Below are 13381 nucleotides of genomic sequence, written 5' to 3'. Positions count from 1 at the left end.
GCGACGCCTAAAGTGCGAACCCTCCTGCTCGGAGGGATTTGTTGTTGTCGAGCTGCTCTCAGGCAGACCTCTGCACCCATTAACGCAAGCCCCGTGCCATCGTTCGATAAAGCGCCAGAAACCCCAAGTGGCAAGGACCGTTCGCTGAATCCTAGTCTGAAATCGGTCGGCACGGTGGCGGATTTCCGCCCTTTTTCGACAAATAGGCGCTGTCATTGGCGGGTATCCGCCTTGCAGGCGACAACGATCGGCGCGACCCTGCGTTCACGCATCCGCAGCCAAAACACAAAAAGAGCAGCCCCATGCGCCATCGCACCATCGCCAGCCACTTCGCCCGGGCCGTTCTGCAAGGCGCGCGGCATTACGACCTTGATTGCCGGCCGATACTGGAGCAGGCGGGTATACAGCCTGAATGGCTGAACGAGCCAAGGGCGCGGATCGCGCCGGAGCAGTTCGCACGGCTGATCCAGCTGGTCTGGCGCGCTCTGGATGACGAATTCATGGGCTTTGGCCTTGCGCCCAGCAGACGCGGCACGTTCGCGATGATGTGCCACGCCCTGATTCATTGCCGGACGCTGGAAAAAGCGCTGCAGCGCGGGTTCAGGTTTTATGGCCTGTTTGCGCAGGCCCCACGGCTGAGCCTTGAGCGCGATGGCGAATGGGTGCGGCTGTGCCTGGACGATTCGAGCCTGCGTGACCCGGAACATTTTCTCAGCGAGTCGCTGCTGGTGATCTGGCACCGGCTGGCGAGCTGGCTGATCGGCCAGCGTATTCGCCTGGAGCAGTCGACGTTCGCCTATTCGCGCCCCGCCCATGGCGCGGAGTACGAGCTGCTGTTTTATTCGCCGTTGCGATTCGATGCCGAGCGCACGGCCCTGACCTTCCATCACCGTTACCTGAACCTGCCGCTGCTGCAGGACGAGCGTACGTTAAAGCGGTTTCTCGAACGCTCTCCCGCTGACCTGCTTGCCCGCCCCGATGAGGGTGACAGCCTGAGCAGCCAGTTGCGTCGCCTGCTCAGCCGCGATTGCAATCAGTGGCCGGACCTGGAAACGGTCGCCGATCACTTGCACATCAGCGCGCAAACATTGCGCCGGCATCTGCGTGAGGAAGGCGCCAGTTTTCAGGGGCTCAAGGACGAATTGCGCCGGGACATGGCGATTTACCATTTGGGTCAGCCAAACCTTTCACTGCAGCAGATCGCCGAGCAACTGGGGTTTTCGGAGCCTTCGGCGTTTCATCGCGCGTTCAAGAAATGGACAGGCCTCACGCCAGGAGCGTATCGGGCGCAGGCGGTCTGAAGGGCCTGAGCATATTGGGTAGGAGCTAGGCTTGTCCCGCGATCTGTCGCGCAGCGGCAGCATTTCCTGACAATGCGCAGGGATAGACGCCCAAGTGTCCGGATTGTCGACTGCTGCGCAGCCGGTCGCGGGACAAGCCACGCTCCTACAGGGTTGTGACGGGTAGTTTAAATCGCAAACTGAATCCTGAACGCTGCGCCGCCCAATTCCGAATCCCCCAAAGTCAGCCCTGCGCCGTAGCTTTCGATGATGTCCTTGACCACCGCAAGGCCGATGCCCTGACCCGGGTTTTTCTGATCCAGGCGCTCGCCACGCTCCAGAATTCGGGCGCGCTGGTTGAGGGGGACACCGGGGCCGTCGTCTTCGATGCACAGTTCGTCGCCCATCATCGAAGGCCGCCAACTGACCCGCACCTCACCCAGGCACAGGCGATAGGCGTTTTCCAGCAAATTGCCGAGCATCTCCAGCAGCGCGCCCTCCTCCATCTGCACCTGACAGTTGTCCGGCAAGTCGAGCACGACCGTCACCTGCTTGTCGCGATAGACCTTCTCCAGCGTGTTGCACAGGCTCTGAATGACCGGCTTCAACGCGACGTGATGGCGCACCAGACCACTTTTGCGCAGGCTGGCACGCTGCAGCTGGTAACCGATCTGCTGACTCATGCGCTCGATCTGCGATTGCAGAATGCGCGCCTGCTCAAGGTCTTCGGGGCGCTTGGCGATCTTTTCACTGACGCCCTGCAAGACGGCCAGCGGCGTTTTCAGGCTGTGGGCCAGATCGCCCAGTGAGTCGCGATAGCGAATGCGCTGTTCACGTTCACTGCGCAACAGGCGGTTGAGCGAATCGGTCAGACGCAACAGTTCGCTGGGGTGTTCTTCACTGAGGCTCTCCCGCGAACCGGCTTCGACCTGATCGAGCTCCTGACTCATCCCGCGCAGTGCACGCAAGCCCCAGGTCAGGCCGACCCAGAGCAGAATCAGCAACACCAGTAATGCGCCGCCGAAACCTAGATAGAGCTTTTCACGCAGACCGGAAATGGTTTCCTGATATTCACGCACCGGTTGCAAGGCGACGATGCTGTAGGCGGCATTGCGTCCGCCCAGCAGTTTGATTTCCACGTCATACACGAAGAATTCTTCGCCATTGGGCTGACGGATCTTGGCGAACTCGTTACCCCGACCGTCATAGCGCGGCTGATAGTCGATGGCTTCGTCTTCTGTGGCGCGGGACCGCCAGACCAGCTTGCCGGCGCGGTTATAGATGTAGCCCAGCAAGCGGCTGTCCGGCAGGCTGAACTGCTCGCCTGGCAGCAGCGTCGGCATCAACAGCCGATCATCCTCCACCCGCGCCGCGGAAATCAGCGTGGTGACGTCCGAGGCCAGTCGTTTTTCGATGGAGCTTTCCAGCGCCAGGCTGAACGCGCTTTGCAGCGCAGGCAACATCAGCAGCATGAAGATGACCGCCAGAGTCGCGGCGGCCAGCATCAGACGCAGGCGAAGCGAACGAATCATCGACAGCGCTCGGTGAAGAGGTAGCCCAGGCCGCGCACGGTATCGATCGGTTTGAAGCCGGCGGGCCCTTCCAGTTTGCGGCGCAGGCGACCGACCAGCACTTCGATCACGTTCGGATCGCGCTCGTCGTCATCGGGATAGAGCTGCTCCATGAGGCGCTCTTTGGGCACCACCTGCTGATGGTGGCGCATGAGGTATTCCAGAATCCGGTATTCGTAAGCGGTCAGCGCCAGCGGCTGTTCGTCCAGCGAGGCCTGCTTGCGGTTGAGGTCCAGGGTGAGCGGCCCGGCAATGATCGTCGATTGCGTGAAGCCGCTCGAGCGGCGCAACAGCGCATTGAGCCGGGCCTCCAGCTCTTCGAACTGAAACGGCTTGACCACGTAATCGTCAGCACCGGCGGCCAGGCCTTCGACCTTGTCCTGCCAGTTGCCGCGTGCGGTGAGGATCAGGATCGGAAACGCCTTGTTCTGAGCGCGCAGCTGACGAATCAGGTCCAGGCCGCCAATGCCCGGCAGGCCCAGATCGATTACCGCCAGATCGTGGTTGAACTGCCCCGCCTGATACAACGCCTCCTCGGCATTGCCCACCGCCTCGACCACATGGCCGCTCTCGGTCAGTCGGGTCTGCAAGTGATGACGCAACAGGGCTTCATCTTCGACAACCAGCAATTTCATGACGCACTCCCAGGCAAAGGCATACCTCTCGATTCGTGGACCCCAACGACATTGCCAAGGCCGTCATGGTGACGACCCTGGCGACGATTGCGCAATCCGGACACCGGCAAAAACATCGGCGGCTTACAACACACGGTGAACTGGCAAGTAGTTGTCTGGACTGTCGCTCAGGCTCAGCGACTCTCCGGCACCGAGCGTGCGGGCGGGCGTGGCGTCGCTGAACAGTTTAGCCGCAGTACTTGATGGCATCTTCACATCGTAGCTGGCGAGCTGGGATTCCTGGCGAAGCTTGACACCGTTGACCGTGGCCGACAGGTTTTCGAAGCTCACGCAGTAGGGATGATCGACAGGTTGCTGGGTGAAACCCTCACTCCAGCCGCCGATCGCCGTGCTGACGCTCTGCGTCCGCCGAATGCCACTGGTTCTGTCGGTCTTTTCGCTGTTCTTGCCGTAGTCGATGCGTGAAACGTCAGCATTGCCGTCCGCGGCCTGTGCCGCCGCGCTGCCGCCGAGAAACGCCAGCGCCAGGAAAAACTTATTGAACGTCAGCATGTGCAGGTCCTCCGGCGCCAGGCGCCTTGTCGGGTACGGTTTGAAGCATACGCAGCGAGCGCTGAACCCCTCCTGAACACCCACTGAACCCGAGCTGAACATACGAGCACCCTTCCGGTCGGAACTTGAGCGGCACAATCGTCTAGGCTCATCGCCAGACGAGCAACCGGACAAGGAGATTGAACATGCGTTTACTCATAGCCTTCACCCTCATGTGCCTGGCCGGCCTGGCCCAGGCAGAGGTGCAGACCCGGACCATCGATTACAAAAGCGCCGACGGCACTCGCCTGGTCGGCTACTTCGCGTACGACGACGCCATCAAAGGCCCACGCCCCGGCATTGTCGTGGTGCATGAATGGTGGGGCCTGAACGACTACGCCAAACGCCGCGCCCGCGACCTGTCCGTGCTGGGCTACAGCGCCATGGCCATCGACATGTATGGCGAAGGCAAGAACACCGAACACCCGAAAGACGCGATGGCCTTCATGCAAGCGGCCACGGCTGACGCAGCAGCATCGGCCAAACGCTTCGACGCAGGTGTCGAGCAATTGAAAAAACAGCCAGAGACCAACCCCAGGAAGATCGCCGCCATCGGCTACTGCTTCGGCGGCGGCGTGGTGCTCGACGCCGCGCGACGGGGCGAACCGCTGGCCGCTGTCGTCAGTTTCCACGGTGCCTTGACCACCAAGACGCCCGCCAGACAGGGCGTGACCCAGACGCCGATGCTGATTGAGCATGGCGACAACGACACCATGGTCACGGCGCAGAATGTCGCGGACTTCAAGAAGGAAATGGACGCGGCCAAGGCCGACTACAAATTCGTCGGCATCGAAGGCGCGAAACATGGCTTTACCAATCCCGACGCCGACAAGCTCAGTCACGGCGACCATGGCGGCCCGGACATCGGCTACAGCCAGGCCGCCGACATGAGTTCGTGGGCAGACATGAAAGCGTTCCTGAAAGAGCAGTTCGCGAAGAACTCGACCTTGTAACGATTCAGCGACCCATGCCTTGCAGGTGTGAGACGACCGTATTTAACGCGCTCTTCGATCAATGGCGCAGCACCCGACGCCTTCCCGGCTGAAGCCGGTCCTACGAAAAGCTTGCAACGTCTGTAGGACCGGATTTAGCCGGGAAAGGGCCGGTGCATTTGGCAGAAATGCGGCAGTCGCGAGCCAGTGGTGCGAGTCGGCTCGCTCCCATGGGACGTGTGGGTGGCCTGGAAATTTCGCAGCGCTGCAAAACCCTGTAGGAGTGAGCTTGCTCGCGATTGCTGTCTGTCTGTGGCATTCAAAGCGGCGGAAATAACGCGATCGCATGCAAGCTCACGCCCACCGTTGGTGGCTTGCGTGTGGCGTGCCCTGATCCAGTTCCGGCAAAATGCCGTCCATGAGCTCATCCCCTGATCTTCCACTCTGCTGCCCCGCTCTCACTCATCACTGGCCGCTGCCTCAGCCATTGGCTGATGTGGTGTTGGTCAGCACGCCCTTCGATCCGCACAAACTGGCCGATGGCGATTTTCAACGCTGCCTGATCGATCCGCCCGCAAGCATTCAGCGCTCGGTGGCAAAACGGCAGACCGAATTTCTTGCCGGCCGCCTGTGCGCCCGCGAAGCCATGCGCCTGCTGGACGGCCGCACGCATGTGCCACCGATCGGCGATGATCGCGCACCGGTCTGGCCGGAGGGCCTGTGCGGCTCGATCACCCACAGCACCGGCTGGGCCGCCGCCATTGTGGCCCGTCGTCAACATTGGCGCGGGCTGGGCATGGATGCGGAGCAGTTGATGAGCAACGAGCGCGCCGTCCGCCTGGCCGGGGAAATCCTCACCGCCGACGAGCTCAAGCGCATGGCCGCAGGCCCGGAACATCAGGTCGCCCACCAGGTGACGCTGACGTTTTCGCTGAAAGAAAGCCTGTTCAAGGCGCTTTATCCCCTCGTGCTTAAGCGCTTTTACTTCGAGGACGCCGAGTTGCTGGAGTGGTCGGACGACGGCCGCGCGCGCCTGCGGCTGAAGATCGATCTCAGCGCCGAATGGCATGACGGCAAGGAGCTGGAGGCGCAGTTCAGCGTGCGCGACGGGCAGTTGTTGAGCCTGGTGGCCATCCCCGCGTGAACGGAAAACCACTGTAGGAGCGCTTGCCCGCGATTGCGGCGGCTCATCGAACACTCACTCATCTGACGGACCGTGATCGCGAGCAAGCTCACTCCCACAGGCGTCACCGCGATCGCGAGCACGCTCACCCCTTCAGATGTTATGTCATTGTTCGGTGTCGGCCCCACGCAACGGACAATGCTCACACCGTCCGACCCACTCAACCCGGTAACTCAGACAGCAACTGCGCCGCTGCCTGACCCACTGCCCGTTCTGCCCTTCTATATAAGTGATCGCATTGAACAGCGGATTGCGTTTCCCGTCCGGCCGCAGCCTTTCGCGCAACAACCCGTAACCCGACGCCAGCGACACATCGCTGACCGCCGCCAATTGCCGCAGGCAGGTTTCCAGGTAATCCCCGGCGCTGCTCCACAACACGCTCGGCGCCACGCTGCCGTAAGCGCTCAATCGGGCGATGACGTGTTGCAGATTGTCGAGCAAAGGCGCAAACCGCACGAATGGATCTTCCGAGGCAGACGTTTCGTACGCCGCTGCGTAAAACTTCACCCCGTCGAGGACGCCTTGTTCATTCACGGCAAAAGCCAGTTGATCCAGCTGCAATGGCCAACTGACCCCTCGCGTCAGCGTCGCCACTACCACCGGCGGGATCAACTGCATGGCGTAGAACTTGAACCACTGCGACACCAGCACCGGCAACACGCCCGGCATCAGTTCAGGGCCGTAGACCTTCAGCAGCAGGCGATCCAGCGTGTCATCGCGCAACAGCTCTGGCAGCGGCACGACAGGACGCCTGTCATCCGCGACGACGGTGTCCGCAAAGGTGGCCAACGGGCCGTCAAACACACAAACGCTCAAACGTCCTCCTGTTGTCGCGGCCAGGAAAGGCTGAAGCACGCGCCGCCCAGGTGCTGACTGCGCCCGATCAACGCGCGCCCGCCGTGCCAGTGAATGATCCGCCGGACGATCGACAGCCCCAGACCATGACCGCCGGAAGCCCGCGTGCGGCTGTCATCCAGGCGCATGAACGGCGTGAAAATCCGCTCCCATGCCGTTTCCGGCACGCCGGGGCCATCGTCGTCGACATCGACGCGGCAGCGCGTCTGGCTCAATTGATAGCCGATACAGACCTCGGATTCCGCGTGCCGCGTGGCGTTACCCACCAGATTCTGCAACGCGCGGTGCAGGTAACGGGGTTCGGCCTCGACCCAGGCTTCGTTGCCCAGAGCGGCATCTTCGTTGACCACCAGGCACTGGCCACGGGTGACGCGAACGTTGGCGCGCAGTGGCGCAAGCTCGGCGATCACTTGATCGATCAACGCGTCAAGGTCGATCCGCTGGAAATTCAAGGTTGGCGCGCCCTGCTCCAGACGCGCATAGGTCAGCATCTCGTCGACCAGCTTGTCGAGGTCCTGAATATCGTTGTCCATGCCGACCATGTATTTGTGCCGCGCCTGGGGCGTGCTCGCCTCGCCGATCATCTCCAGACCGAAGCGCAGGCGCGCCACCGGCGTACGCAGCTCGTGGGACACCGCCCGCACCAGTTCACGCTGGATGGTCAGCGAACGCTGCAGATGCTCGGCCATGCCATTGAACGCCGAGGCCAGACGCCCCACCGAATCGGCGCCGCTTTCCGGCACGCGCGTTTCCAGGCTGCCTTGGGCGATTCGCGTCGCGGCGGCCTCCAGCCCGCGCAAGCGATGCTCCAATCGGCGCACGAGTAAATACACCACCAGACCGATCAGGCACAGCCCCAGAAATGCGATGAGAATCAGCAATTCGGGCGGGTAAGGATTCATCTGGTACAGCGGGCCGATCTCCAGCACCCACGGGGTTTTACCGACGCCGGACAGCACGCGGATGGAATCGCCGCCCTTGCCCAGCGCCATTACCGTATCGCCCTCCTCGATGCGCCGACGCTGATCGTCGTCGACGTCGGCCTGCTCCAGCCTGATCAGGTGCAGGTCGAAGCCGAAACCCTTGCTCACACGCAGGTTTTCCAGGCGCATCGGCTGCTCGTCAACGGGCACACGCACCAACTCATCGAGCAGCAGAAAGAGCGTCGCCCGGGCCAACTGCTCACTGATCTGCTGCACTTCGCCGGTCAACAGCAACGCTGCCCCGCTGTCTGACGAGCCCGCCGGCGCGACTTCGCGAAAGACCCGAGCGGCATGGGGGCCGGTCTGTTCGACGATAACCTGGCCACGACTCAGCCGATTGCGCGCGCCGCCATCCAGATGCGCCTGGGCGGCGGTTTGCAGCGCCAGCGGAATGCCGAGTAACCGTTCCCACACGGCCAGCGCCCGGGTGCGTTCGATGCTGTCCATGTGTTTCAGGTTGTCGGCCATCAAGGTGAAAGTGCCGTGGGCCAGTTGCTCGCGGTATTGCTCGCTGCGCACCTTGTTGACCAGGTGCAGCGTCAGCACGCCCAGCAAGGCGACCAGCACCAGAACGCCCAGCATGCCGCCGTAAATGCGCAGAAAGATGGAGTGCATGGGTCAGCCGTTGAGCATGACGTGACTCATGTCCCCGGCCGCTTCCGGTACGAACAGATAGCCCTTGCTGCGCACGGTCTTGATCAGGCGCGGATGGATAGGATCGTCACCGATGCGCGGACGGATTCGCGAAATGCGCACATCGATCGAACGGTCCTGGCCGTCATAGCCGACGCCGCGCAGCGCTGTAAAGATTTCCTCACGGGAGAGAATGCGACCGGCGTTGGCCACCAGCAGCCACAGCAGGTCGAATTCGGCGCTGGTGAGGTCGATGCTGTGGTCGTTGAGCCAGGCCTCGCGCAGCGCGTTGTCGACCACCAGAGGACCGAACACCAGACGGCGCTGCTCTGGAGCGGGCGTTTGCGCCGGCTCGGTGCGCCGTAACAGGGCATGAATGCGCGCCAACAGAACCCGAGGGTGGACCGGTTTGCCTACGTAATCGTCGGCGCCCATGTCCAAACCCTGAATCTGGTCGCTGTCGTCGGTGCGGGCCGTGAGCATCAGAATTGGTCCCTCGTAGCGGCCGCGCACGTTGCGGCAGATGCTCAGGCCATCTTCGCCGGGCAGCATGAGGTCGAGAATCACAAGGTCCGGCTGCTCGTCGATGATCCGCTGAGCAGCGCGCGCGCCATTGCCTTCCAGACTGACGCGCAGGCCGTTGCTTTCAAGGTAATCGCGGGTCAGCTCGGCCAGCCGCCGATCATCCTCGACGATCAGCACCTGCCAGGGTTCTTGGTGCACGGTCGGTGTCTCCTGGTGATTGTTCTTATTAATAGTGGCGCGGGACATCCATTGTAGGAGCGTGGCTTGTCCCGCGATCTGTTGCGCAGCAACAGTCAAACCGGAGAATGCGTTGTGCCAGACAACACCACTGGCCGATCTTACGACCGGTTCCCGGCCGATCGCGGGACAAGCCACGCTCCTACAGGTACAGCGTTCAAAAGGTATAGCGTCGTTCAAGAGGTACAGTGTTGATCCGTCGCAATAGTACCCACTCGCCCAACATGACACACGACATGCCAAACCACCCGTCCGTCGCCATTGCCAATCCCTTATTTCGTGATAGGGTGCGCGCCCGCAAAAAACCCGAAAATTGATTTCTACCCCTGAAAAATCGCCCATCCCAGTCGCCATGCGGCCTACACGCGATTTCCCCGATTCGCACACAAATTACACACAGCTTTATCCACAGGTGACACGTTGCAATTGGTGTCCGAAACGCATTATCTTGTAGCCCGTCGCTGATGAAGACCCTACATGTAGGGTTTGACTCGAAAAACCAAACACAAGTGACCGAGAGATTTCAAGCATTTTTTCTCGTGTTCAAAGGGCTGAACCACCCCCGGTTTTACCGCCTGACCGCTTTCACGCGAATGGCAGACAGCAAGCGTCACGATCTGCGCGTAGCGGTACAAGTGTTGCAACACAAGTCGAGCATTCTGCAACAGTTTTTTCCGGGCGACGGGCTCAGACCCGCACCCTTCTGGACTTCGAAACCAAGGACGGTCAATCAGCCTTTCCCTCCGTTTTGAAGTTTCTGGACTGACGTTTGTCGGTCAACTGCCTCAAGACGGAACGGTGGATGCCCCTGGCGTCCAAATAAACATAGAGAACGTGGAGACACCCATGCAAACAGACACAACTCGCGAGAATCCGCAGGCCATTGCGCCGCAGACAGGTGCGACCCAGCAGGACCTGTCCGCGACCGCTCCGGGTCAGCTGCGCGTGATCAAGCGTAACGGCACCGTTGTTCCGTACACCGATGACAAGATCACCGTCGCCATCACCAAGGCCTTCCTCGCAGTTGAAGGCGGCACCGCTGCCGCTTCGTCGCGCATCCACGACACCGTTGCCCGTCTGACCGAACAGGTCACCGCGACTTTCAAGCGTCGCATGCCTTCGGGCGGCACCATCCACATCGAAGAAATTCAGGATCAGGTAGAACTGGCGCTGATGCGTGCTGGCGAGCAAAAAGTGGCTCGCGACTACGTGATTTATCGTAACGACCGCTCCAAAGAGCGTGCCGGTCGTGGCGGCGAAGCGCCTGTGCAGGCTCACCCGTCGATCCGCATCACCACCAAAGACGGCAGCCTCGCGCCGCTGGACATGGGTCGCCTGAACACCATCATCACCGAAGCGTGTGAAGGCCTGGCCGAGGTTGACGCCAACCTGATCCAGAACGAAACCCTGAAAAACCTGTACGACGGCGTAGCCCTGACCGACGTCAACACCGCACTGGTGATGACAGCGCGCACCCTGGTCGAGCGTGAGCCGAACTACTCGTTCGTCACCGCCCGCCTGCTGATGGACACCCTGCGTGCCGAAGGCCTGGGTTTCCTGGGCGTCGCCGAAAGCGCCACTCACCACGAAATGGTCGACCTGTACGCCAAGGCACTGCCGGCTTACGTCGCCAAAGGTATCGAGTTCGAACTGCTGAACCCTGTCCTGGCCGAATTCGACCTGGAAAAACTGGGCAAGGCGATCAACCACGAGCGCGACCAGCAGTTCACTTATCTGGGCCTGCAGACCCTGTACGACCGTTACTTCATCCACAAGGATGGCGTGCGCTTCGAACTGCCGCAGATCTTCTTCATGCGTGTGGCCATGGGCCTGGCAATCGAAGAGAAAGCCCGTGAAGACCGCGCCATCGAGTTCTACAACCTGTTGTCGTCCTTCGACTACATGGCATCGACCCCGACGCTGTTCAACGCCGGTACCCTGCGTCCACAGCTGTCGAGCTGCTACCTGACCACCGTTCCAGATGACCTGTCGGGCATTTACCACGCCATCCACGACAACGCCATGCTGTCCAAATTCGCAGGCGGTCTGGGCAACGACTGGACGCCGGTTCGTGCGCTGGGCTCGTACATCAAGGGCACCAACGGCAAATCTCAGGGCGTCGTGCCGTTCCTGAAAGTGGTCAACGACACCGCCGTTGCAGTGAACCAGGGCGGCAAGCGCAAAGGCGCTGTCTGTGCCTACCTGGAAACCTGGCACATGGACATCGAAGAGTTCATCGAGCTGCGCAAGAACACCGGTGACGATCGTCGTCGTACCCACGACATGAACACCGCCAACTGGATCCCTGACCTGTTCATGAAGCGTGTCTTCGATGACGGCAAATGGACCCTGTTCTCGCCTTCCGAAGTTCCGGACCTGCACGACCTGACCGGCAAAGCCTTCGAGGAGCGTTACGAGTACTACGAAGCGCTGACCGAGTACCCAGGCAAGGTCAAGCTGTTCAAGACCATCCAGGCCAAAGACCTGTGGCGCAAGATGCTGTCGATGCTGTTTGAAACCGGCCACCCTTGGCTGACCTTCAAAGACCCGTGCAACCTGCGTTCGCCACAGCAGCACGTTGGCGTGGTGCACAGCTCGAACCTGTGCACCGAGATCACCCTGAACACCAACAAGGACGAGATCGCGGTCTGCAACCTGGGCTCGATCAACCTGCCGAACCACATCGTCAACGGCAAGCTGGACACCGACAAGCTCAAGCGCACCATCGACGTAGCCGTTCGCATGCTCGATAACGTCATCGACATCAACTACTACTCCGTGCCTCAGGCGAAGAACTCCAACTTCCGTCACCGTCCGGTCGGTCTGGGCATCATGGGCTTCCAGGACGCGCTGTACCTGCAGCACATTCCTTACGGTTCCGATGCTGCCGTCGAATTCGCCGACCGCTCGATGGAAGCCGTCAGCTACTACGCGATCCAGGCTTCCTGTGATCTGGCCGACGAGCGTGGCGCCTACGAGACGTTCCAGGGTTCGCTGTGGTCCAAAGGCATCCTGCCGCTGGATTCGCAACAGATCCTCATCGAAGCCCGTGGCCAGAAGTACATCGACGTCGACCTGAACGAAACCCTGGACTGGGCGCCCGTGCGTGCTCGCGTTCAGAAAGGCATTCGTAACTCGAACATCATGGCCATCGCGCCGACCGCGACCATCGCCAACATCACCGGCGTTTCGCAGTCGATCGAACCGACCTACCAGAACCTGTACGTGAAATCGAACCTGTCGGGCGAGTTCACCGTGATCAACCCGTACCTGGTTCGCGACCTCAAGGCTCGCGATCTGTGGGACTCGGTCATGATCAACGACCTCAAGTACTACGACGGTTCGGTTCAGCAGATCGAGCGCATCCCGCAGGAGCTCAAAGACCTCTACGCCACCGCGTTCGAAGTCGAAGCCCGCTGGATCGTCGACGCTGCAAGCCGTCGCCAGAAGTGGATCGACCAGGCTCAGTCGCTGAACCTGTACATCGCTGGCGCATCGGGCAAGAAGCTGGACGTGACCTACCGCATGGCGTGGTTCCGTGGCCTGAAAACCACCTACTACCTCCGTGCCCTGGCCGCGACCAGCACCGAGAAGTCGACCATCAACACCGGAAAACTGAACGCCGTTTCCAGCGGCGGCCACGGCCCGGACGACTCGGCGATCACCGCCCCGCGTCCAGCCGAAGCAGCCCCGGCCGGTCCGGCGCCAGTACCAAAGGCGTGCGCCATTGATGAGCCGGATTGCGAGGCTTGTCAGTAATATCTGATGTGCCGGGCAGTTGACGGCACGCGGTAAAAAGCCCCTTCACAGGGGCTTTTTACTTTCCGGCGTTTGCATTGCGCAGAAACGCCTGCCCCCCCATCGACATCCCCGCGAACGCGCCTGAGCAACACAATCTCCCAAAAAGCGGCGCGCACAGCCCGCTTCCATTTCCGCTAAACTTGGGTGCATCGCGA

At 61.2% G+C, this 13381-nt stretch carries 10 protein-coding genes; 4 read left to right on the top strand and 6 right to left on the bottom strand.

The features are described from left to right. Positions 1-302 precede the first annotated feature (302 nt). Positions 303-1301: an AraC family transcriptional regulator gene (locus tag AAGQ88_RS06585; protein WP_342654784.1), complete on the top strand. Its 999-nt coding sequence runs from the start codon at positions 303-305 to the stop codon at positions 1299-1301. 167 nt (positions 1302-1468) lie between these two features. Here AAGQ88_RS06585 and AAGQ88_RS06580 read toward each other — a convergent pair whose 3' ends face one another. From AAGQ88_RS06580 to AAGQ88_RS06570, 3 genes are all read right to left on the bottom strand, one after another. Next, positions 1469-2812, bottom strand: coding sequence for an ATP-binding protein (locus AAGQ88_RS06580; RefSeq protein WP_342654783.1), 1344 nt, complete (start codon positions 2810-2812; stop codon positions 1469-1471). After that, positions 2809-3486, bottom strand: a complete 678-nt coding sequence (locus tag AAGQ88_RS06575; protein WP_342654782.1) for a response regulator transcription factor — start codon at positions 3484-3486, stop codon at positions 2809-2811. Before AAGQ88_RS06575 ends, AAGQ88_RS06580 begins: the two co-directional genes overlap by 4 nt. A gap of 123 nt (positions 3487-3609) precedes the next feature. After that, a complete protein-coding gene (locus AAGQ88_RS06570) occupies positions 3610-4038 on the bottom strand; it encodes a hypothetical protein (protein ID WP_342654781.1) in 429 nt (142 codons plus the stop codon). A 185-nt stretch (positions 4039-4223) separates the two neighbouring features. Here AAGQ88_RS06570 and AAGQ88_RS06565 point away from each other — a divergent pair, with 185 nt between their 5' ends. Both AAGQ88_RS06565 and AAGQ88_RS06560 read left to right on the top strand, forming a co-directional pair. Then, positions 4224-5030 (top strand): dienelactone hydrolase family protein, encoded by an 807-nt coding sequence (locus AAGQ88_RS06565; RefSeq protein WP_342654780.1) that lies wholly within the window; start codon positions 4224-4226, stop codon positions 5028-5030. 397 nt (positions 5031-5427) lie between these two features. After that, on the top strand, positions 5428-6153 hold the full coding sequence (locus tag AAGQ88_RS06560) for a 4'-phosphopantetheinyl transferase (protein WP_342654779.1): 726 nt from the start codon (positions 5428-5430) through the stop codon (positions 6151-6153). A gap of 144 nt (positions 6154-6297) precedes the next feature. Here the strand turns inward: AAGQ88_RS06560 and fhuF are convergent, their stop codons facing one another. The 3 genes from fhuF to AAGQ88_RS06545 are packed head-to-tail and all read right to left on the bottom strand — an operon-like array spanning position 6298 to position 9386. Further along, positions 6298-7047, bottom strand: a complete 750-nt coding sequence (gene fhuF / locus AAGQ88_RS06555; RefSeq protein WP_342654778.1) for a siderophore-iron reductase FhuF — start codon at positions 7045-7047, stop codon at positions 6298-6300. Next, positions 7005-8645, bottom strand: a complete 1641-nt coding sequence (locus AAGQ88_RS06550) for an ATP-binding protein (protein WP_342654777.1) — start codon at positions 8643-8645, stop codon at positions 7005-7007. Before AAGQ88_RS06550 ends, fhuF begins: the two co-directional genes overlap by 43 nt. 3 nt (positions 8646-8648) lie before the next feature. Beyond that, the gene (locus AAGQ88_RS06545) at positions 8649-9386 is read right to left on the bottom strand and encodes a response regulator (RefSeq protein WP_342654776.1); all 738 of its coding nucleotides are present in this window, start codon (positions 9384-9386) and stop codon (positions 8649-8651) included. A gap of 885 nt (positions 9387-10271) precedes the next feature. Between AAGQ88_RS06545 and AAGQ88_RS06540 the strand changes: the two genes are divergently transcribed. Next, positions 10272-13184, top strand: coding sequence for a ribonucleoside-diphosphate reductase subunit alpha (locus AAGQ88_RS06540; protein ID WP_285425160.1), 2913 nt, complete (start codon positions 10272-10274; stop codon positions 13182-13184). The last annotated feature ends 197 nt before the right edge of the window (positions 13185-13381 follow it).

The organism is Pseudomonas sp. F3-2, from assembly GCF_038804275.1.
Taxonomy (GTDB): Bacteria; Pseudomonadota; Gammaproteobacteria; order Pseudomonadales; family Pseudomonadaceae; genus Aquipseudomonas.
This window is presented reverse-complemented; position numbering and strand designations above follow the sequence as displayed.

Coding starts and splice junctions, on each gene's coding strand:
- AAGQ88_RS06575 (WP_342654782.1), bottom strand. CDS start 3,486: ATGAAATTGCTGGTTGTCGAAGATGAAGCCCTGTTGCGTCATCACTTG.
- AAGQ88_RS06550 (WP_342654777.1), bottom strand. CDS start 8,645: ATGCACTCCATCTTTCTGCGCATTTACGGCGGCATGCTGGGCGTTCTG.
- AAGQ88_RS06565 (WP_342654780.1), top strand. CDS start 4,224: ATGCGTTTACTCATAGCCTTCACCCTCATGTGCCTGGCCGGCCTGGCC.
- AAGQ88_RS06585 (WP_342654784.1), top strand. CDS start 303: ATGCGCCATCGCACCATCGCCAGCCACTTCGCCCGGGCCGTTCTGCAA.
- AAGQ88_RS06570 (WP_342654781.1), bottom strand. CDS start 4,038: ATGCTGACGTTCAATAAGTTTTTCCTGGCGCTGGCGTTTCTCGGCGGC.
- AAGQ88_RS06540 (WP_285425160.1), top strand. CDS start 10,272: ATGCAAACAGACACAACTCGCGAGAATCCGCAGGCCATTGCGCCGCAG.
- AAGQ88_RS06580 (WP_342654783.1), bottom strand. CDS start 2,812: ATGATTCGTTCGCTTCGCCTGCGTCTGATGCTGGCCGCCGCGACTCTG.
- AAGQ88_RS06560 (WP_342654779.1), top strand. CDS start 5,428: ATGAGCTCATCCCCTGATCTTCCACTCTGCTGCCCCGCTCTCACTCAT.